This window comes from Streptomyces sp. NPDC001941 (assembly GCF_040296945.1).
Taxonomy (GTDB): Bacteria; Actinomycetota; Actinomycetes; order Streptomycetales; family Streptomycetaceae; genus Streptomyces.
In genome coordinates this window covers 189,475-209,680 of record NZ_JBEOYE010000002.1, presented here as the reverse complement: position 1 = coordinate 209,680, position 20,206 = coordinate 189,475, and the positions used below count along the sequence as shown (strand labels likewise).

General features: G+C 73.8%; 19 protein-coding genes. 10 read left to right on the top strand and 9 right to left on the bottom strand.

Annotated features, from left to right (window positions below):
• Positions 1 to 267 precede the first annotated feature (267 nt).
• From ABT160_RS02925 to ABT160_RS02910, 4 genes are read right to left on the bottom strand one after another with little or no spacing between them, the layout of a single operon-like run.
• Complete coding sequence (locus ABT160_RS02925) at positions 268 to 1,596, bottom strand: AAA domain-containing protein (protein ID WP_351642673.1); 1,329 nt, start codon at positions 1,594 to 1,596, stop codon at positions 268 to 270.
• Entirely contained in the window at positions 1,593 to 3,206 is a 1,614-nt protein-coding gene (locus ABT160_RS02920) for a hypothetical protein (protein ID WP_351642670.1), read from the bottom strand. Before ABT160_RS02920 ends, ABT160_RS02925 begins: the two co-directional genes overlap by 4 nt.
• Positions 3,197 to 4,333 (bottom strand): hypothetical protein, encoded by a 1,137-nt coding sequence (locus ABT160_RS02915; protein ID WP_502984150.1) that lies wholly within the window; start codon positions 4,331 to 4,333, stop codon positions 3,197 to 3,199. The genes ABT160_RS02920 and ABT160_RS02915 overlap by 10 nt, the downstream gene beginning before the upstream one ends.
• Positions 4,242 to 5,171: a phosphatase PAP2 family protein gene (locus ABT160_RS02910; RefSeq protein ID WP_351642668.1), complete on the bottom strand. Its 930-nt coding sequence runs from the start codon at positions 5,169 to 5,171 to the stop codon at positions 4,242 to 4,244. The genes ABT160_RS02915 and ABT160_RS02910 overlap by 92 nt, the downstream gene beginning before the upstream one ends.
• 204 nt (positions 5,172 to 5,375) lie before the next feature.
• Here ABT160_RS02910 and ABT160_RS02905 point away from each other — a divergent pair, with 204 nt between their 5' ends.
• Positions 5,376 to 5,972 carry a histidine phosphatase family protein gene (locus ABT160_RS02905; RefSeq protein ID WP_351642665.1) on the top strand — a complete coding sequence of 199 codons (597 nt, stop codon included), beginning with the start codon at positions 5,376 to 5,378 and terminating at the stop codon, positions 5,970 to 5,972.
• 94 nt (positions 5,973 to 6,066) lie between these two features.
• Here the strand turns inward: ABT160_RS02905 and ABT160_RS02900 are convergent, their stop codons facing one another.
• Entirely contained in the window at positions 6,067 to 7,395 is a 1,329-nt protein-coding gene (locus ABT160_RS02900) for an NsdA family TPR-like regulatory protein (RefSeq protein ID WP_351642663.1), read from the bottom strand.
• A gap of 252 nt (positions 7,396 to 7,647) precedes the next feature.
• On the opposite strand from ABT160_RS02900, the gene ABT160_RS02895 reads away from it, so the two are divergent.
• The 6 genes from ABT160_RS02895 to ABT160_RS02870 all read left to right on the top strand — a co-directional run bounded on the left by ABT160_RS02895 (position 7,648) and on the right by ABT160_RS02870 (position 11,114).
• The gene (locus tag ABT160_RS02895) at positions 7,648 to 8,091 is read left to right on the top strand and encodes a hypothetical protein (protein WP_351642661.1); all 444 of its coding nucleotides are present in this window, start codon (positions 7,648 to 7,650) and stop codon (positions 8,089 to 8,091) included.
• A 16-nt stretch (positions 8,092 to 8,107) separates the two neighbouring features.
• On the top strand, positions 8,108 to 8,974 hold the full coding sequence (locus ABT160_RS02890) for a spermidine synthase (protein WP_351642660.1): 867 nt from the start codon (positions 8,108 to 8,110) through the stop codon (positions 8,972 to 8,974).
• A 219-nt stretch (positions 8,975 to 9,193) separates the two neighbouring features.
• Positions 9,194 to 9,445 carry a hypothetical protein gene (locus ABT160_RS02885; protein WP_351642658.1) on the top strand — a complete coding sequence of 84 codons (252 nt, stop codon included), beginning with the start codon at positions 9,194 to 9,196 and terminating at the stop codon, positions 9,443 to 9,445.
• Positions 9,426 to 9,956 (top strand): DUF6879 family protein, encoded by a 531-nt coding sequence (locus ABT160_RS02880; protein ID WP_351642656.1) that lies wholly within the window; start codon positions 9,426 to 9,428, stop codon positions 9,954 to 9,956. Before ABT160_RS02885 ends, ABT160_RS02880 begins: the two co-directional genes overlap by 20 nt.
• A 26-nt stretch (positions 9,957 to 9,982) precedes the next feature.
• Entirely contained in the window at positions 9,983 to 10,831 is an 849-nt protein-coding gene (locus ABT160_RS02875) for a helix-turn-helix domain-containing protein (RefSeq protein ID WP_351642654.1), read from the top strand.
• Positions 10,832 to 10,922: 91 nt separating this feature from the next.
• Entirely contained in the window at positions 10,923 to 11,114 is a 192-nt protein-coding gene (locus tag ABT160_RS02870; protein ID WP_351642651.1) for a hypothetical protein, read from the top strand.
• Positions 11,115 to 11,276: 162 nt separating this feature from the next.
• On the opposite strand, the gene ABT160_RS02865 is transcribed toward ABT160_RS02870, so the two are convergent.
• On the bottom strand, positions 11,277 to 11,858 hold the full coding sequence (locus ABT160_RS02865; RefSeq protein WP_351642649.1) for a hypothetical protein: 582 nt from the start codon (positions 11,856 to 11,858) through the stop codon (positions 11,277 to 11,279).
• Positions 11,859 to 11,936: 78 nt separating this feature from the next.
• On the opposite strand from ABT160_RS02865, the gene ABT160_RS02860 reads away from it, so the two are divergent.
• From ABT160_RS02860 to ABT160_RS02850, 3 genes are all read left to right on the top strand, one after another.
• Positions 11,937 to 12,626: a response regulator transcription factor gene (locus ABT160_RS02860; protein ID WP_351642647.1), complete on the top strand. Its 690-nt coding sequence runs from the start codon at positions 11,937 to 11,939 to the stop codon at positions 12,624 to 12,626.
• Positions 12,623 to 14,029, top strand: coding sequence for a sensor histidine kinase (locus ABT160_RS02855; RefSeq protein WP_351642645.1), 1,407 nt, complete (start codon positions 12,623 to 12,625; stop codon positions 14,027 to 14,029). Before ABT160_RS02860 ends, ABT160_RS02855 begins: the two co-directional genes overlap by 4 nt.
• A gap of 305 nt (positions 14,030 to 14,334) precedes the next feature.
• Positions 14,335 to 15,825, top strand: coding sequence for a glycoside hydrolase family 18 protein (locus tag ABT160_RS02850; protein WP_351642642.1), 1,491 nt, complete (start codon positions 14,335 to 14,337; stop codon positions 15,823 to 15,825).
• Between the two features lie 94 nt (positions 15,826 to 15,919).
• On the opposite strand, the gene ABT160_RS02845 is transcribed toward ABT160_RS02850, so the two are convergent.
• From ABT160_RS02845 to aspT, 3 genes are all read right to left on the bottom strand, one after another.
• Positions 15,920 to 16,669, bottom strand: coding sequence for an alpha/beta fold hydrolase (locus tag ABT160_RS02845; RefSeq protein WP_351642641.1), 750 nt, complete (start codon positions 16,667 to 16,669; stop codon positions 15,920 to 15,922).
• Positions 16,670 to 16,812: 143 nt separating this feature from the next.
• The gene (locus ABT160_RS02840; RefSeq protein WP_351642639.1) at positions 16,813 to 18,462 is read right to left on the bottom strand and encodes a bifunctional aspartate transaminase/aspartate 4-decarboxylase; all 1,650 of its coding nucleotides are present in this window, start codon (positions 18,460 to 18,462) and stop codon (positions 16,813 to 16,815) included.
• Positions 18,463 to 18,502: 40 nt separating this feature from the next.
• The gene (gene aspT / locus ABT160_RS02835; protein ID WP_351642636.1) at positions 18,503 to 20,206 is read right to left on the bottom strand and encodes an aspartate-alanine antiporter; all 1,704 of its coding nucleotides are present in this window, start codon (positions 20,204 to 20,206) and stop codon (positions 18,503 to 18,505) included.

Here is a 20,206-nt window from a genome sequence, read left to right as displayed (position 1 = left end):
CACGGACGGCCCGGACACTCCTCCGGGCCGCCATCCATTCTCCCGCCCCTGACAAGAGGGCCTCGATTCAGGGCCCCCAGCGCACCCGGTGTTCGGTGAGGTGGGACAGGACCGCGTGGTTCGCCTCCCAGCCGTCCGGGGCTGTCACCATCGGCCGCCTGCGGCGGCGTGCCGGACTCCGTCCGGCGCGTGCGGGGCGGCGGGCGCCTCCTGGACGACCGCAGGCCCGCGCTGACGTGCACCGCGCGCTCCATCGCCCCGCCTCCGTCAGGGCCCCCAGCGCACCCGGTGTTCGGCGAGGTGGGACAGGACCGCGTGGTTCGCCTCCCAGCCGTCCGGGAACTTCACGGTCACGCCCAGCTGCACCGGTTCCGTCGACGGGTGCTCGTCCAGGAGTTCCGTCACCCCGGCCCGGCACACCACCACGCACGCGTGCCGGTGGCGCGAGGCCAGCACGCACAGCCGGCCCGTCTCCAGGTGGAAGGCCGTCGCGTCGGGGCGGCCCGACAGCGGGTGCAGCACCACCGTCACGTCGTACTCCCGGCCCTGCAGCCGGTTCGCCGTGTCCACCGTCACCCCGGCCACGCCGAGCCCGGCCAGCGCGGCGCGCACCGCCGCCGCCTGGTCGCGGTGGGCGGTGCCGACCGCGATCCGGTCCGGGGTGAGCGGCACCGGCTCCGCCGAGCGCTCCGAGACCGCGGCGCCGCCCCGGTCCAGGAGGCGCCGCACCACCAGGGCCACCGCGTGCACGGCCTCCGGGTCGGTGCGCGGGGTGTGCCGGGCGGGCAGCTCCAGCAGGCCCCAGCCCGACTCCGCGGCCTCGTCCAGGACCCGGTCGGGCGCCGAGCCGTCGGAGGCCACCCCGAAGGCGAGCCGCCGGTCGCCCGGTCCCGTACCGCTGCGGAAGGGCGTGTACGGGTAGAACGCCGCGGAGACCAGCGGCGCCGCCGACGCGGGCAGCCGCCAGGACACCGGCAGCCGGTGCTGCGGCAGCTGCGGGTTGTGCGCCAGCAGGGTCGACACCGCACTGGCCGACGGGTCGTACGACAGCCCCGCCCACTGGTCCGCGCCCACCACCGAGAACGGGTCCAGCTGCCCCGGGTCGCCCACGAACAGAGCCCGCTCGAAGAGCCCCGCCACGGCCAGCAGCGCGTCCGAGCGCATCTGGTACGCCTCGTCCACGATCGCGTGCGCCCACGGCTCGGTGTTCTTCACGTGCGCCCACTTCGCGGCCGTGGAGATCACCACGTCGAGCCCGGCCAGGTCCCCCGCCTTCGCCGACTTCCGTACGTTGTCCAGGGCGTCCAGCGCCTTGTCGTACGGCGAGGCGTCGTTGCTGTGCAGCCGTCCGACCGGCAGTTCGGGCTGCTTCTCGGCCAGCCGCAGCACCAGGTCGTCCACCTGCGCGTTCGTCTGCGCGACCACCATCAGGGGGCGCCCGGCGGCGGCCAGCTCCAGCGCCGCCCGCACCACCAGGGTGGACTTGCCCGCGCCCGGAGGGGAGTCCACGACGACACCGCGCGCGTCCCCGTGCAGGGTGTCCGCCAGGATCGCGTCGGTCGCGCGCGCGGCCTCGGCCGACGGGTCGAACGTCACAGCAGGTCCTCCGGGGTCACGGCGTCGGGGCTCTCGGCGTCGGCGCGGGGCGGCCCGCCGTGCGTCCACGGCGTGTCCTCCGGGTCGGGCAGCTTGGCGCCCACCCGCTGGTCGTGCTCGAACAGGGTCCACAGGATCCGGTCGCCCTTCTGCGGCACCGACCCCTCGGCGGGCTCCCGGGAGCGGCCCATCCGGTCCAGCAGGCGCAGCACCAGCGTGCCGCCGCCCGCGCCCGCGTCGCCGTCGCCGTCCGCGACGTACTCCACGAACTCCGCGCTCTGCGGCTTGCCGTCCAGCGAGCGGTACGCCTTGACCGACTCGCCCAGGTGCGGACGGTCGTCGGTGCGCACCGTCAGCAGCGGGCGCGGCGAGGGCCGCTTGGACTCCGTCCAGGCCATCACCACGTCCGTGACCTCCGCCGCGAACGCCTCCCCGGACAGCCGGCGCCCCGCCATCACCAGCGGGTCGTCCAGCGCCTGCTGCGCCTCCAGCTTCTGCTGGGCGCCCTCCCGGCTCGCCAGCTTGCGCGCGGCGGTCACCGCGTCGTCCCGCCGGGGCTGCGGCGGCTCCCCGGACAGCACCCGGTTGCGCTGCTCGGTGAACGACCACCGGTCGCTCGTCCAGCGGTCGGCCACCCGCGCCCCCTCGGGCAGCGCACGGGCCAGCTCCAGCGCCCGCCACACCGCGTCCCAGGTGGGCCGCAGCTGGGCGAGGAGCAGCTCGCGGATCTCCCGCTCCGCCCGGTGCAGCGCGCCCAGGCCCTCGTCCGCGCGCTCGCCGTCCTCCGCCCCGGCCAGCAGCTGGCGGGCCCGGTCGTAGCGCTCGACCGCCGGGGCCAGCAGCTTGTTGTCGAAGGCCGGGTCGGTGGCCGGCCCCGCGGGCGGGCACAGCAGCTGTCCGGCCGCGTCGCGCCCGGTCTCGGCAGCCAGCGCCGCCCGCGCCCCGCTACCGCCCTCCGGCACGTCCACCCAGGCGAGCAGCGCCCCCAGGTGCTGGTCCTCCAGCGAGGACTGGCCGGTCGCCCAGTGCCGGTTCAGCAGGTCGGTGGCGCTCAGCAGCAGCGAGGAGCCGGGCACCCGGGAGCGCTCGCCGAAGTGGGTGAGCCAGCGCCCGAGCAGCGGGACCCGCGCGGGGGCCGGGAACTCCGCCTCCGGGTCCTGCTCGGCGGTGCGGCGGAAGCGCGTGGAGCGCCCGAGCAGCCGTACGTACTCGACGCCCGCCCGGCTGGGCACCACCAGCTGGGGCGCGTCCACGCACAGGTCGACCTCGACCTTGACCTTCTTGCCGGTCTCCGGGTCGGTCTCGGAGCGCTCGGCCGTCTCGACCTCCTCCGCGTACGCGTCGAAGTGCGGCAGCACCGCCTCGGCGAGGTCGGCCAGGAACGCGGCGCGCAGGTCCCGGTCGCGCGGCTGGGTGACCACGAGCAGCCGGGCCCGCTCCGGGTCGGTTCCCACCAGGGCCCCCAGCGGGGCGCCGGCCTCGCCCGCGGTGGTCAGCGGGACGAGCACCAGAGGGCGCGCGGACAGATGGCAGTGGCGCACGGTCGCCAGCGGCTGGGCGCGCCCGGTCTCCACGGCCTCCAGGCGCGCGAGGGTGGCGATCAGCGACATGCCAGGGCCTCCGTCCGCAGCACCTGGGCGCGCCGCAGCGCCTCCACCGTCGGGTCGGCCGGGTCGCCCGCCTCGCCGCGCGCGGCGGCCAGCACCGCGTCCACGGTCGTCAGGCCGCCCAGCTCGCCCCGCACGGAGCGGCCCAGCGCCTCCACGGCGCCCGCGCCGCGGGCCCGGTCGCGGCAGTGGAAGGCCAGCTCGCACGCGGCCAGGCACTCCGGCGCGTACGCGTGGGGCACCTCCTCGACCGCGCGGGCCAGCTCGTCGGACGAGCAGGCGGACACGTCGAACCGGGTGCCCTCGGGCAGCCGCGCGGCGATGTCCTCGACCCGGGTTAGCCGGTCCAGCTGGCGGCGGGTCACCGAGAGCTGCTTGCGCACGTCGACCGGGGCGGCCGTGGGCAGGTTGGAGAAGTCCTTGGGGCAGACCAGCAGCACCGTGTGCGCCACCGAGGCGCCCTCGGTCAGCGCGGCGACCCGCTCCAGGGCCAGCACGTACACCGCGGACTGCCGGGCGGCGGCGCCGACCTTGGCGGCGTCCGCCGAACCGTCCAGCATCGGGAAGGACTTGATCTCCACGACCGTCCAGCGCCCGTCCGGCGCGACCACGACCGCGTCCGGCTCCAGGTAGGCCGGGGACCCGGCGACCTCCAGGGCCAGCATCGGGTGGTCGAGGAGGGCCCAGGCGCCCGCGGCGGTGGCCTCGCGCAGCGCGAGCGCGGTGCGTGCCGCCCGGCCTTCGGGGCCCGCCGCCGCGAGGTCGGGGACCCGCACGTCACCCGGCGACTCGTGGCCGAGGAGCGCGAGCAGGGACCGCCCGCCGTCGGCCTTCACCCGGGCCTCGAAGGCGTGACCGCGCATGAAGGCGAACTGCGACTGGCCGAAGGGGGCGGGGGAGCCCAGCGCCGAGGCGAGCGCCGCCTTGTCCACCCCGGCGCCGTCCAGCAGCGCGCGCCGGTCGCAGCCGGGGTTGGCGGCGAGGGCGGCCAGCGCGCGGGCGTCCAGCGGACGCGGTGCGGCGGCCGGTCCGCGCAGCTCAGCGAGCAGCTGCCTCAGCGCTGTCGGTGGTGTCTGCCGGGACGGGGTCCGCGGAGGGACGCCCGGTCCTCTGCCCAGGGATTCGCTCACCCGCGGAAGTCTCGCATCCGGCACTGACAATCGGGGACTTCGGGCCGCGGGGGGCGGGAGCGACGCGGGCGAGGAACCGGTCCGCCAGGCGCAGCGCGGGGCCCGTGAGCAGGAAGCCGAGACCCATCACGGCGGCGCCCGCGACCGCGTCCAGGAAGTAGTGGTTGGCGGTGCCCATCACCACGAGCAGGGTGAGCAGCGGGTAGGCGACGCCCAGCGCGCGCAGCAGCGGGGTGCGGCCGTACCGGAACAGCAGCACGCCGCACCACAGGGCCCAGCCGACGTGCAGGCTGGGCATCGCGGCGTACTGGTTGGTCATGCCGCCCAGGCCGCGCGGCGCGCTGGCCTCGCCGCCCCACCAGCCGTACGCGCTGTACTGCGCCATGGTGTCGACGAAGCCGTGCCCGGCGTCGAGCAGCCGGGGCGGGCAGGTGGGCAGCAGCGTGAACCCGACCAGTCCCATGAGCGTGGAGAGCATCAGCCAGGTGCGGGCGGCCCGGTAGTGGGCGGGGCGGCGGCGGAAGAGCCAGACCAGCACGGCCGGGGTGACCAGGTAGTGCAGCGAGGCGTACGCGAAGTCGGCGGGTATGCCGAGGGCGGGGGTGTCGGTGAAGAGCCGGTTCAGGGCGCGCTCGGGGTCCAGCCGCAGGACCTCCTCGGCGCGCAGGATGGCCAGGCCGTGGTCGACGGCGGTGGACACGTCGCCGCGCGCGAGCAGCCGGCCCGCCGAGTAGGCGGCGTACACCAGGGCGATCAGCGGCAGCTCGGTCCACCAGCGGGGGCGGCGGGGGTGGGTGTGCGTGTGCGTCTGCCCTTGCGCGGTGGCTGGTAGCGACATCCGGACGCTCTCCATCGATGTGTGCGTACGGCCAACTGCGGATGGCCGACCGTCAACCGTACGGTGTATGTGAACGGCGGCGGACATCGCCCCCCGGTGTGTACATGACGCGATGATCGTGGCCCGGGTTGCCCGTGGTTCGCAGGAGGTTCAGGTGAGCGATGATGGAAAGGCACCGTTTGTGAACCTCAGGGAGAGCTCCGCATGGCACCGCGCATCCTGCTCGCCCGGCACGGCCAGACCGCCTGGTCGAAGCTGGGGAAGCACACCGGCAGGACGGACATCCCGCTCCTCGACGAGGGACGGGAGGGCGCCGAGCTCCTCGGGAAGCGGCTGCACCGCGGCCCCTGGGCCGGTCTGCCGGACGTCGAGGTGCGCACCAGCCCGCTGTCCCGCGCGCGCGAGACGTGCGAGCTCGCGGGCTTCGGCGACCGCGCCGCGCACTGGGACGCGCTCATGGAGTGGGACTACGGGGCCTACGAGGGCATGACCCCGGCGGAGATCCAGGCGGTCCGCCCGGGCTGGCTGATCTGGCGCGACGCCGTCCCGGGGGGCGAGAGCCTGGAGCAGGTCACCGCGCGCGCGGACGAGGTCGTCGACTGGGCGCGCTCGGCCGACCGTGACGTCCTGGTCTTCGCGCACGGGCACATGCTGCGCTCCATCGCGGCCCGCTGGATGGGCGAGGACCTGTCCTTCGGCGCCCGCGTCCGCCTGGACCCGACCAGCCTGTCGGTCCTGGGCTGGGCGTACGGGGCCCCGGCCCTGGAGCGCTGGAACGACACCGGGCACCTGGAGTACTGAACAACCCGCGCGGGCCCCTCGTGCGGACGCGAGAGCAGCCGGACGGGCTCCGCTTAGGGACCGAGGAGCACGTACGGACCGGAGGGGTCCGCCCTCACACCCGGCGGGTCCGCTCCAGGAACACCGCCACCTGCTCGCTGCGCCCGCCCGGCGCCAGCGCCCTGGCCGTGTCCCGCAGCATCGCCTGGATCCGCGTCGACTGGACGTCGTCGAGCAGCGGCAGCACCCGCAGTCCCGCCGACGCACCCTCCTCCGGTGCGCCCGCGCGCACCAGGTCGGCGGCCAGCTGCGCCTGGTACAGCGCCAGGTTCCGGGTGAAGTGCGGGTCCTGGAGGGCCACCGCGCGGTGCGCGTGCCGGGCCGCCTTGCGCCAGTCGCCCAGCGCCGACCAGCACTGCGCCTCCAGCGCCTCCAGCTCCGGCTCGCCGAAGAACGACATCCACTCCGGGTCCGCGTCGGACGGGCCCCGCCCGAACCACGCGTGCGCCCGCCCGAGCGCCAGCTCGCAGGCCGCGCGGTCGCCGAGCCCCGCCCAGCCGCCCGCCTCGCGCAGGGCCAGCAGGGCGACCAGCCGGGCGGACGACAGCTGCCGGGCCGCGTGCTGCCCGGCCTCCGCGGCCCGTACCGCCTCGCGGTACCGTCCGGCGTCCCTGGCCAGGAACGAGGTGTTGCAGAACGCGTGCGCCTCCAGCCCCGGATCGCCCGCCACGCGCGCGGTGGCCAGCGCCTCCGCGTAGTGCGAGCGCGCGTCCTGCAGCCTCCCGGAGTCGTGCGCCAGCCAGCCCACCGACAGGGCCAGCTCGCCCGCGCCCGCGTACAGCCGGTCGGCGGTGGCGCGCCCCGAGGTGCCCGCGTCGAGCAGCTCGTACGCGGTGCGCAGCGGCTCGGCCGCCCTGCGGTACAGGCCGTCCGCGCCGTGCCGGTCGTCGAGGAGGCGGATCCTGCGCACGGCCTCCTCGACCGCGCTCGCCTCGGTCCGGCCGGCCCGGCCGCGCGGGGCGGGGACGCCCAGGGCCAGCCCCAGCGAGACCGCCGCCACCGAGGTGGTGGAGCCGGCCATGAATGCGCGACGCCGCACGTCGCTCTCCTCGTCGTCGCCGACCCCGCGGTCGTGGATCGTGATGGGTGACAGGGGCGCACCGGTCCGTGCCCGCGCGCCCCGCCCGCGGACCCGTTCCCGCGCCGTGAAGCCCAGGTCGGTCAGCGACAGGCCGGGGAACATGTGCAGGAAGACCCGTTCGTACGCGTAGTTGGGGCAGCGGATCTCGCCCGCTTCCACGCGCCCGATGTAGCGGGCGTCGCAGGCGACCTGCTCGCCGATCTCCCGGGCCGCCCGTCGCACCGCCGCCGCGAACTCGCCCGGTGAACGCTGTCCGCGCAGGCGGCGGAAGGCGTGATTGGGAACTGCCCCTGACGACGCCATGGCCGAGCCTCTCCTTGTCCGCCGGTGTCCCGGCGGGGCAAGAACGTACCCGCTGTGACCGGACGCTCACACGGAGTTTGCCTACAAAACGGATATCTCACCCATGATCTGCCATGAACTGCCATCCTTTGCGGCGGCGTGCCGCCGTAGCCCTTGACGCCCCCGCGCCGTTGAACCAGGTGGAGCCGGAGAACCGCCCGCAGGGCGTCGTCTCCACTCGACGAGGAGGGGTTCCCTGTGTTGGAGGTCGGCATGGAGATGACCGGCGGTTCCTGTACGACCGCGCGCCGCGGGCCGAGCCAGGACATCAGCGCCCCGCCGCCCCCCGAGGCACCGCTCGACCTGGTCACCGTCCCGGCCCGGCAGGGCCTTGAGGCCGTCGACATCCTGCGCCGCGGCGGCGCCCCGGCCGTCGGCCCGGTGATCCACGACGGCGCCTGCGACACCCTCGGCTTCCTGGTACCGCCCGGCACCGCCGAGGCCTGGGACGTCCCGGGCAGCGCCTGCACCCGTACGAACGGGCGGGGACTGCGCATCCCCGGCCTGCACGCCGACCCCGACCCGGAGCCCCCGGTCACCGGCTCCGGCTGGCTGCTGCCCCCGGCCGACGGCGGCCCGGTGACCGACCCCGAGGTGCTGCGGGAGGCCCTGGATGAGGCGGCCCGCATGATCGAAGCGGCCGACAACTGCCGTTGACCTCATAATTGGCCGGGTGGCGAGGAACAGACAGCGCGGGCGGGAGGCGACGCCCGAGGCCGTCGTCGAGAAGGTCGACGGCGGGCTCGCCGAACTCATACCCGACCGGGACCGTCCGCAGGGCTGGACCCTGCTGCTCGACGGGGCCCCGCAGTCCCACGTGGACCTCGCCGACCCGACCCGGCTCACCTTCGAGTACCAGCGCCGCCTCGGCCACGTCCTCGACCTGGCCGCCCCGGCCCGCCAGCCGCTGCACGTGCTGCACCTGGGCGGCGGCGCCCTGACCCTCGCCCGCTACGTCGCCGCGACCCGGCCGCGCTCCACCCAGCAGGTGGTGGAGCTGGACGCGCCCCTGGTCCAGCTGGTGCGCCGGGAACTCCCGCTTGACCCGAACGCCCGGATCCGGGTGCGCGGCGGGGACGCCCGCGCCGGACTCACCAAGCTGCCGGACGCCTGGGCGGACGTGGTGATCGCCGACGTGTTCAGCGGGGCCCGCACCCCGGCGCACCTGACGAGCACGGAGTTCCTCGCCGAGGTCCGCCGGGTGCTCAAGCCCGGCGGCCACTACGCGGCGAACCTCGCCGACGGTCCGCCCCTGGCCCACCTGCGCGGCCAGGTCGCGACGGCCGCGGCGGTCTTCCCCGAACTGGCCCTGGCCGCCGACCCCACGGTCTGGCGGGGCCGCCGCTTCGGCAACGCGGTCCTGGTGGCGTCGGACGTCCCGCTCCCGGTCGCCGACCTCACCCGCCGCGTGGCGACGGACCCGCACCCGGGGAGGGTGGAGGCGGGGGCGGCGCTCGCGGACTTCACGGGCGGCGCCCCGGTGGTGACGGACGCGACGTCGAAGCCGTCGCCGGAGCCGCCGTCGTCGGTGTTCCGCTGAGGCGGTGCGGAGCGGGGCCGCGGTGGTGCCGCTAGGAGCCCGCGCCGTCCTGCTCGGCAGCCCGGACCGCCTTGCGGATCAGGGCCCGTGCCGCCTGCGGGGCCGGATGCGCGTGTGGCCGAGAACTGTCCGTGGACACCCGAGCGCTCTTGACGCTCGGGCGCGCCCGCAGCCACGCTCGTGCAAGTCGGCGCAAGCCGCTTGAGACCGGAGGTGGCCATGGCACTGCGGTTCATCGGAATCGACCCGGAGACGGGACAAGTGGGCTCACCCACCGTTTGGGTGGACGAAGAGAAGCGGGAGCTGGTCTTCCAGGGCTGGAAGCCCGACGACGAACTCGTGGCGTGGTGTGCCGCGTTCGCGGTGCCCGGACACGCGCCGGGCATCCCTCCTCACGAAGGCGTGGTCCGGATTCCGGTCCGCATGGCGGCGATGATCAGGAAGGCGTGCGATGTCGCAGAAGGAGCCTGACTTCAGGGAACTGCTCGCGGTAGCGCGGCACTCCGCGGTGCACTTGGAGCTGCGCGACGCGTACGGAGTCGGCAACGAGGTCGACGACTTCGAGCACTGGAGGCGTACGGGACAGCGGGACGTGGACCCCGCCTCGGCCTACTGGACGCCCTGGGTCGAGCTGGTTCGGTCCACCGCGGCCAGGGGAGTCTCGTTCCGCCGGGCGCGGGTCGTCTCCGAGCCCGTCATGGACTACATCCGGTACGAGCACGCCGGCACCGTGGTGAACCTGCACGCGGGGGAGCAGGTGCGCTGGCTGCCCCGGCGGCACGCCTCTGACATCGCGTTCCCCGGCAACGACTTCTGGCTGTTCGACGGCGAGACGGTCCTCTTCAACCACTTCACCGGGGCCGGGGACTGGGCCGATCCCAAGTGGGAGGTCCGGTCCGAACCGGCCGTGGCCGCCCTCGCCTCCACCGCGTTCGAAGCGGTGTGGGAACGTGGGGTCCCGCACGAGAAGTTCTCCGTCTGATCCGACGTCCCGCGAAGAGCCGACCCATGTCCGCGTCACCCTCGTCCAGCGCCCAGGCCGCCCGCGAAGCCATCGCCGCCCGGCTCGGCGGCCTGCGCAGGGAGGCCGAACTCACCGGGCACGAACTGGCTCTTCGCTGTGGCTGGAGCCCTGCCAAGTCGTCGCGCATCGAGCGGGCCAGGACGCCCGCGTCCGACGCCGACATCCGCGCGTGGTGCGCGGCGTGCGGGGCCGAGGGCGAAGTGGCGGACCTGGTCGCGGCGAACCGCCAGGCCGACCAGATGTACGTGCACTGGCAGAAGCTCCACCGCCACGGCATGCGCCGGGCGCAGGAGGAGGTCGTCCCGCTGTTCCAGCGGACCCGGCACTTCCGCGCGTACTGCTCGAACGTGGTCCCCGGGATGCTCCAGACCGAGGCGTACGCCGCCGCCCTGCTCTCCACCATCGCGGCCTTCCAAGGCACCCCGGACGACTCGGAGGCGGCCGCCTCGTCCCGGATCGAGCGCTCCCGCGTCCTCCACGAGGGGGACCACCGGTTCGCCCTCCTCCTGGAGGAGGCGGTGCTCCGCTACCGGATCGCCGACGCGGCCGTCATGGCCGGGCAACTCGGCTACCTGCTCGCGGTCATGGCCCTGCCGAACGTCAGCCTCGGCGTCATCCCCTTCACGGCCCCGCGCCGCGTGTGGCCGCTGGAGGCCTTCTACCTGTTCGACGACCGTCAGTCGACCGTCGAACTGCTCACGGCCGCGGTGAACGTGACCGCCCCCACCGAGATCGCCACCTACGCGAAGGCCTTCGCCGAACTGTCCGGGATCGCGGTGTACGGCACCGCCGCGCGGGCCCTGATCTCGGACGCCATCACGGCGCTCGACTGATCCGCGTGCAAGCACGTGCAAGAACGTGGCGGCGCCGGTCCACCGCTTCCTAGGGTCGTCGCAACGACTTCGGAAGCGAGCGGGAGGCGCGATGGCCGCCATGGTGCAGACGTCGGCAACGGACTACACGGACCCAGAAGCACCCCCCGATTGCCCCACCTGCCACACCCTGGCCCACCGCCGCCGCGCCGCCCGGGAGCGCCGTGACCTCTCCGCCGTATCCGACTGCAACGTCCTCATCCGCAAGCACCCGGAGCACCCCCACGCACCGGAGGCGCACTGACCATGTGGGCCATCCCGCCCGGGCCGCCCCCCGGCGTCACCGTGCTCAGCAACTGCGCCGCCTGTCGCAAGCCCGTCAACTACGGCCCCGAGGGCGAGCGCTGCACGTGTCGTGAGGAAACGGCGCGAACGGTACCGGACGACAGGTCCTGAACGACACGCCCTAGCGGTCGTCCAGCTCCACCATCGGGGCGTGGTCGTGCCACGTGCAGAAGACCGAGACCTCCCGGCCGTCCCGGGTGAACGTCACCCGGATCCACGTCGGCTGCTTCCACACCTGCATCTGCCAGCCCGGCTCCGGCGTCGCCGAGATCAGTTCCGCCGCGTCCGCGCCGATGTCGAACACCGCGCGGCCGCCCGACACCCGGTAGCTCTTCACCGTGCCGGTGGAGGCCGAGCCGTGGGACGAGGACGCCGGGGGCGGCGCCGACGGTGACGTACCGGACGAGGTGGAGGAAGGTTTCCGTGCGGGAGGCGGCGGGGTGTCGGAACCGCGCGAGCCGCCCCCCTTGTCCGAGTCGTCCGGCTTCGACGGACCCTTCCCCTCCGGCTCCTTGGGGCGGTGCGTCGACGACGACAGCGGGCGCGCGCCCCGCGTCGTGGGGGCGTCCGACGCCAGTGGCAGCGCCATCGGCGCGTCGTAGACGGTGCCCGCCATCACGGTGTGCACGCCCCACCAGGAGAGGGTGACCGCCGCGCCCGTGGCGAGCGTCCACGCCCCGGCGTGTACGAGTCCTCTGCGCATCCGGCCCATACTGCACCACCCGCACCACGGGTGTCCCGCCGGGGACCGCGTTGCTCCGGATGGCGTACGGTGCCGCCCATGGCAAGTGTGCTCGTGGTCGAGGACGACCAGTTCGTGCGCTCAGCCCTCATCCGGCATCTCACCGACGCCTCCCACACCGTGCGGAGTGTCGGCACTGCCCTGGAGGCGCTGCGCGAAGTGGCCCATTTCCGCTTCGACGTGGTCATCCTCGACCTCGGACTCCCCGACCTGGACGGGTCCGAGGCGTTGAAGATGCTCCGGGGCATCACCGACGTCCCGGTCATCATCGCCACCGCGCGCGACGACGAGGGCGAGATCGTACGGCTGTTGAACGCCGGCGCCGACGACTACCTCACCAAGCCGTTCTCCGTGGAGCACCTCTCCGCCCGCATGGCCGCCGTGCTGCGCCGCGCCCGCGCCGCCGCCGGGGACGCGCCGCCCTCGCGCGAGATCCGGGTCGGCGGCCTCGCCATCGACCCGCTGCGCCGCCAGGCCGAACTGGACGGCAGCCGCCTCGACCTGACCCGGCGCGAGTTCGACCTGCTGGCCTTCCTCGCCGGGCGTCCCGGCGTGGTCGTACCGCGCAAGGAACTCCTCGCCGAGGTCTGGCAGCAGTCGTACGGCGACGACCAGACCATCGACGTCCATTTGTCCTGGTTGCGGCGGAAGTTGGGCGAGACCGCCGCCAACCCCCGCTATCTGCACACCCTGCGCGGCGTCGGAGTGAAGCTGGAGCCACCCGCGTGAGATGGGCCCTGGTCAAGGTGGCGCTGGCGGTCACCGCCATGGTCGTGGTCGCCTTCGCCGTACCGCTCGGCCTGGTCATCAAGGAGATGGCCAGGGACCGGGCGTTCTCCAACGCCGAGCGGCGCGCCGCCGGCATCGCCCCCGTCCTCGCCATCACCGGCGACGCGCGCCAGCTCCAGCGGGCCGTCGCCTCCACCGAGGACGGCGCCGCCCGGCGGATGGCCGTGCACGTGCCCGCGTCGGGACCCGGGGGGAAGCCCCTGGAGGTCGGCACCAGCCGGGCCTCCGAGGACGACCTGCGCACCACCCGGGAGCTGGGCCGCGCCTCCATCGCCGAGGTGCCCGGCGGCTCGGTGCTGCTCCAGCCCACCGCGCTGGGCAGCGGCGAGATCGCGGTCGTCGAGCTGTTCGTGCCCGAGGAGGCCGTCACCAACGGCGTCGCCACCGCCTGGCTGGTCCTGGCGGGCGTGGGCGTCGCCCTGATCGTCGGCTCGGTCGCGGTCGCCGACCGGCTCGGCGTCCGCATGGTGCAGCCCGCCCAGCGCCTCGCCCGGGCCGCCCACGAGCTGGGCGAGGGACGGCTCGGCGCCCGGGTGCCCGAGGAGGGCCCCGCCGAGCTGAAGTCCGCGGCGGTCGCCTTCAACTCCATGGCCGACCAGGTCGTCCAGCTGCTGGCCAACGAGCGCGAGCTGGCCGCCGACCTCTCCCACCGGCTGCGCACCCCGCTGACCGTGCTGCGGCTCAACGCCGCCTCGCTGGGCGAGGGACCGGCCGCCGACCAGACCCGGGCGGCAGTGGAGCAGCTGGAGCGCGAGGTCGACACGATCATCCGCACCGCGCGCGAGGCCAAGCCGCAGACCCAGGCGTCCGGTCCCGGCTCGGGCTGCGACGTCTCCGAAGTGGTGCGCGAGCGGATGGACTTCTGGTCGGCGCTGGCCGAGGACGAGGGCCGCAAGGTACGGGTGGCGGGCGTCGACCGCCCGGTGCGCATCCCGGTCGCCCGCCCCGAACTGGTCGCCTCGCTCGACGCGCTGCTCGGCAACGTCTTCCGGCACACCCCCGAGGGCACCGCCTTCTCGGTGGACGTGCACAACGGCGAGGACGCCGTCATCGTGCTGGTCTCCGACGCGGGCGCCGGCATCCTCGACCCGGAGGCGGCCCTGGCGCGCGGCCACAGCACCGGGCGGGACGGCTCGACGGGCCTGGGCCTGGACATCGTGCGCCGGGTCGCCGAGTCCACCGGCGGCGACGTGCGGATCGGTCACTCGGTGCTCGGCGGCACGGAGGTACGGGTCTGGATCGGCCTGGGCCACCACCGCGCGGGGGAGGGCCGCCGGGGCCACCGGGTGGGCCGCCGCAAGCGGGGCCGCGGCGCGGCGACGACGGGGGAACCGGGCCGCTGAGGCGCCGGGAGCCGGACGCGTACGACCAGCCGCCGGGCGCCGGACGCGTACGAACAGCCGCCCGGCTCAGCCCCCGCTCCCGCCCGGCTCAGCCCCCGCCCCCGCCCGGCTCAGCCCCCGCCCCCGCCCGGCTTAGCCCCCGCCCCCGCTCCCGCACCCGCCCGCCAACCTTTCCCCCGCCCCATGCTCCCCTTAAGCGGACCCTAAGGCTCCCCCTCCCCGCCCGCTAACGGATCTTTGTCCGTTTCCCGGTCGCTAGCGTGCTGCCGCACCCCCACCCCCGTACGACAGAGGCAGGCACGCGAATGGGCAGCACTACCCACCGGCGCAGGGCGAGCGGCAGGACCAAGGCGGTCGGCGCGGTCGTGGCGGCGGCCGTCGTCGGCGGCGCGGCGTTCGCGCTGACCGGGACGGCCCAGGCGGCGGCCGTCGGCGCCGCGTACACCCGGACCAGCTCCTGGACCGGCGGCTACACCGGCCAGTACGTCATCACCAACGACACCGACGAGGCGCGCTCCGGCTGGACGCTGGAGTTCGACCTGCCCGCCGGGACGTCGATCGGCTCGCTGTGGAACGGCGAGCACACCGTCAGCGGGCGGCACGTCACCGTGAAGCCGACCGGCTGGAACAAGGCGCTGGCCCCCGGCGCCTCCGTCACCGTCGGCTTCGTGACCACCGCGAGCGGCGCCGCCGGCGACCCGTCGCACTGCGAGATCGACGGGGCGACGTGCTCGGTCGACGGCGGCGCGACGCCCGCGCCGAGCGGCCGCCCGAGCGAGCGGCCCACCACCGGGCCGTCCGCCCCCGCCCCGACGACGAGTTCGACGACGAAGCCGACGCAGCAGCCCACCGGGACCCCGGCCCCCACCAAGGAGCCCACCTCGCCGCCCGCCGGGCAGGGCGCGGCGGGCGGGTTCGCCCCCTTCGTGGACACCTCCCTCAACCCCGCGTACGACCTGCTCGACACCGTCGCCAAGACCGGGGTGAAGGAGTTCAACCTGGCCTTCGTCACCTCCGGCGGGTCCTGCGAGCCGCTGTGGGGCGGGGTGACCGACCTGGCGTCCGACAAGGTGGCGTCGCAGATATCCGCCCTGCGCGCCAAGGGCGGTGACGTGCGCGTCTCCTTCGGCGGCGCGGCCGGGTCCGAGCTGGCGCTGAAGTGCTCCTCGGCGGACGCGCTGGCCAAGGCGTACGGCAAGGTGATCGACCAGTACGACCTGACCAGGGTCGACTTCGACATCGAGGGCGGCGCGCTGCCGGACACCGCCGCCAACTCCCGCCGCGCGCAGGCGATCGCGAGCCTGCAGAAGTCCCACCCGGGCCTGGACGTCTCCTTCACGCTGCCGGTGATGCCCGAGGGGCTGACCCAGCCGGGCGTGGACCTGCTGGCCGACGCGAAGAAGAACGGGGTGGAGGTCGGCGCGGTCAACGTGATGGCGATGGACTACGGTCCGGCCTACTCCGGTGACATGGGTACGTACGCGACGCAGGCGGCCACCGCCACGCAGGCCCAGGTCAAGGGCGTGTTCGGGCTGTCCGACGCGGCGGCCTGGAAGGCCGTCGCGGTCACCCCGATGATCGGCGTCAACGACGTCGCGTCGGAGGTCTTCACGGTCCAGGACGCCGGGCAGCTCGCCGCCTTCGCCCGCGACAAGGGCCTCGGCTGGCTCTCCATGTGGTCCGGCACCCGCGACAAGCAGTGCGCCGCGGGGGCCGTCAACTACGCGGACCCGACGTGCAGTTCGGTCCTCCAGGAGCCGTTCGCCTTCACCAGGGCGCTGGCCGCCGGCAAGTAGCCGCCGCGGGGCCACCCGTTCCACCACCCCCCACAGCGCCCCGGCCGGGAACTCCCCCCTTCCGGCCGGGGCGCACCCCTGTCCGGGCTCGGCCTCAGCCGCCCGCGACCTCGTCCAGGAACGAGGTGATCAGCCCCGCCCATTCCTCGGGCGCCTCCGCGAACGGCAGGTGTCCGGTGGCGAGTCCGGCCGTACGGGCGCCGGGCACCGCCGCCGCGACGGCCCGCTGGAGGGGGACCGGGACCAACCGGTCCTCGGTGGTGACCACGACCAGCGTCGGCACCGCGATGCGGGGCAGGTCGTCGCGCACGTCGGCGCGGGCCACCAGGTCCACCTGCTCGGCCGTGCCGGGCGGCGCGGACTCGCCGGTGGCCAGGGCGGCGGCGTCCAGGTCGGCGGGGGCGATCGCCTCCAGCGCGGCGGGGCCGAGGGCCAGCGGCAGCATGTGGCGCCCCAGGGCGAGCCGGTCGCCGGTCTCGTACAGGTGCTTCCACTGGCGGACGTGGAGCAGCGTGCGGTTGTCGAGGCGGGCGAAGGGTGCGGTGAGCACCACGGCGGTGACCCGGCCGGGGTGGCGGGTGGCGATCCGCGCGGCGACGGCGGTGCCCAGCGAGTACCCGGAGACGGCGAACCGCTCGACGCCCGCCGCGTCCGCCTCTGCCACCAACAGGTCGGCGAGCGAGTCGAGTTCCAGCGGTTCCCCGGAGCGCGGCGCGTCCCCGCTGCCCGGGTAGTCGGCGCCGAGGACGGTCCTGCCGTGCTCCAGCCGCTCGCGGACCGGGCCGTAGTTGTCGGCGAGGCTGCCGGTGGCGCCGTGGGCCAGGAGCAGTGCGGGCGCGGTCATGGTGGGTCCCCCTGTGGTCGTGCGCCCATGAATGTGTAGTGGGCGTTACGGAAGTACGGGTACCGTACCAGATTCCATAACGCCCACTACAGAAAGCTTCTCGCCCGGGTGAGGGGCCCGGGACCACCCCCCGGGCCCCGGGCTCAGCCCTTCGACGCCCGCCACTCCTGCGCGTAGTCGTCGAAGATGCTCCGCAGGTGGTGGCCGATCTTCAGGTAGTCCAGGTCGTCGAGGTTGGCCAGCGAGACGCGCACCGACCACTCCGGGCCCTCGAAGCCGCCGCCGTTGAGCAGCACCACGCCGGTCTGCTGGGCGAGCCGGAACAGCGAGTCGATCGGCTCGTAGTTCTGCTCAAGGAAGTCGGCGAACTCCTTGCCGTGCACCCGCTCGGCCTCGGCGAGCAGGTCCAGCTCGATGTAGTACCCGGCCCGCTGCGGGTCGTCGGCGATCTTCATCTGGGCGCCTTCGAGCAGCAGGTCGAGGCGGCGGTTGACGATCGCGCGGATGCGGTGCTTGTACTCCTGGCCCTCGTCGAGCATGTCGAAGAGCGAGAAGAGGGTCATCATGACCTGCTGGGGGAGCGAGAGGCCCGCCGTGTGGTTGAGGGCCACCTGGCGCGAGTCCGCCACCAGCCGGTCGATGAAGCGGATCTTCTCCGGCTCCAGGGTCAGCGTCCCGTACCGCTTGTTCAGCGCGTCCTTGGCGTCCTGCGGGAAGCCCGCGATCATCTCGTCGATGACGTTGTCGTCGTGCAGGCCGATGACGCCCAGGCGCCAGCCGGTGCAGCCGTAGTGCTTGGAGTACGAGTACACCAGCAGGGTGTTGCGCGGCAGGTCGGCGGCGATGGAGCGGAAGCCCTCCACGAACGTGCCGTACACGTCGTCCGTGACGATCAGCAGGTTCGGGTTCTTCTCCGCGACGATCGTCTTGATCTGGTCGGCGACCCGCTCGCTGAGCGCGAGGGAGGGCGGGTTGGACGGGTTGACCAGGCAGACCAGCTTGATCTCCGGGTCCTCCAGCTTGGCGACCTCCTCGGTGGGGTAGCGCCACTCGCGCACGCCCTCCTCGGCGAAGTTGCTCGCCTGGACGTACGTCACGTCGAACTCGTAGGTGTCGAGCTCGGGGATCTCGATGTACGGCGTGAAGACCGGCACCATCAGGGCGATCTTGTCGCCCTTCTTCAGGATCCCGTTCTTCATCAGGGAGTCGAAGATGTAGCACATGGCGGCGGTGCCGCCCTCGGTCGCGAAGTACGAGACGTTGCCCTCCGGCGGGCGCTTGTCGAACATCTCGTCCGCGATGTACCCCCGCACCACCTGCTCGGCGTGGACCAGCATCCGGTCGGGGACCGGGTAGTTGTCGCCCACCGAGCTGTCGGTCAGCTCGTGGACGAACGCGTCCTTGTCGAAGCCGAAGCGCTCCACCGCGTGCTCGACGCACTTCTGCAGCAGCTCGATGCCGGGCAGCGCCGGGTTCTTGCGGACGAACGCGTCGAAGCGGTCGCCGGACCCGTCCTTCTCCGGCATGCCGCCCAGGTTGTCGGCCGTCCACACCCGGCGGGACTCCGCCAGCGAGAAGTAGCCGAGCGCGTAGAAGGCCTCGCGGGGGCCGGTGGCCGTCCAGTTGGGGTTGCCGCGGCCCGCGTTGAGCATCTGGACCGAGGACTTGTCCTTCTGGCCCGGCTCGTCCGCCTGGGCCTGCTGGGCCAGGTCGATGAAGATGTTCTTCAGCTCGAACGGGCTGAGCTGGGCGTATTCCTTGATCTGGGCGCGGGTGAGGGTCGTCTTGGGCACGGTGGCTCCTTGCGGTCGCGGGGGTGGGCGCGGGGCGTTCTCAGTGGTGGAGCAGGACGATGACGGCGCCCCAGATCGTCAGCAGCACGTTGGCCACCGCGTAGGGGATGGTGTAACCGAGCGTCGGCACCTGGGACTTGGCGGACTCGTTGATCGCGCCGATGGCGGCGGTGGTGGTCTGTCCACCGGCCAGGACGCCCATCAGGATGGGGAAGCGGATCTTCTGGATGTGGTGGCCCACCAGGAAGCCGACGATCTGCGGGATCACGGTGGCCACCGCGCCGAAGACCAGCAGCCCCCAGCCGGCCGTGGACAGGCCGCTGGTGAAGGAGGGGCCGGCGTTGATGCCGACGACCGCGACGAACAGGCAGAGCCCGAGGGTGTCCATGAACCACTGGGCGCCCGGCGGCACGTTGCCGTACGTCGGGTACTTGCCCCGGATCCAGCCGAAGACCAGGCCCATGATCAGTGCGCCGCCCGAGGTGGACAGCGAGATCGGCACGCCGCCCGCCTTGAGCGCCGGGATGCCGATGCAGCCGCCCAGGAAGATCCCCAGGCCGATCCAGATCATGTCGGTGGCGAAGCTGGTGGGGACCGGCTTGCCGATCGCCTTGCCCGCCGGGTCCACCAGCCGCTTGGGGCCGGTCAGGATCAGGGTGTCGCCGCGCTCGACCTTGGTGTTGAGCCGGTACGGGAACTCCGCGCCGGAGCGGTAGAGCTTGTCGACGTAGACGCCCACCATGAACGGCTCGGCCCGCAGCTCGGCGATCGTCTTGCCCAGCTGCGCCTTCTCCGAGGCCACCACGTGCAGCGACTCGGTCTGGTAGCCCAGCAGCTCCACGTCGTCGGCCTCGCCGCCCACGTGCGTACGGGCGTCGTAGCTGACCAGGTCGCCGCGCAGGGCGCTCATGGCGACCACGTCGCCCTGCGCCAGGACGGTGCCCTGGTCGTGGGCGAGGACCTGGCCGTCGCGGCGCACCCCGGTGATGTAGAGGCGCCGGCCCAGTTCCTTCTGCTGCTTCTCGAAGTCGTCGATGGTGCGGCCCACGATGTCGGGGCGCTCCACCGTGTAGGCGCGCAGGACGACCTCGTAGTAGCCCTCGTGCAGGTCGGGGTTGTCCTGGGGCGCGTCCATCTCCTTGGCGAGCACGGCCGACTCGGCGGCCAGGTCGCGGCGGTAGAGCCGGGGGATCACGCTGGCCAGCAGCAGGGCGCACAGGATGGTGCCGAGCGGGTAGGTCACGGCGTAGCCGATGGCGACCAGGTTCTCCTGGTCCTTCACCTCGGCGGCCGACAGGCCCGGCAGGTTGCCGATGGCGTCCTGGGCGACGCCGATGACGGCCGACTGGGTGAGCGCGCCGCCGAGCAGGCCGGCGCTGAGCCCGGGGCCGTACCCCAGCATCGCGGCGAAGGCCCAGCAGACCAGCAGGCCGGTGACGCAGACGACCACCGCGTTGATGACCTGGGGGAGGCCGTCCTTCTTCAGGCCGCGGAAGAACTGCGGGCCGACGCGGTAGCCGAGGGCGAAGAGGAACATCGTGAAGAAGAGGTTCTTCACGGTGCCCTCGATGGTGACCCCGAACTGGGCCCCGAGGACCAGCCCCATGATGAGGCAGCCGGTCACGGCCCCCAGCGCGATCGCCTTGTACCGCAGCTTCCCGACGAGGAAGCCCAGGGCGAGGGTGATGAAGACCAGCAGCTCGGGATGGGGCTGGAAGATGTTCCGGTTGAGGAAGTCGATCAT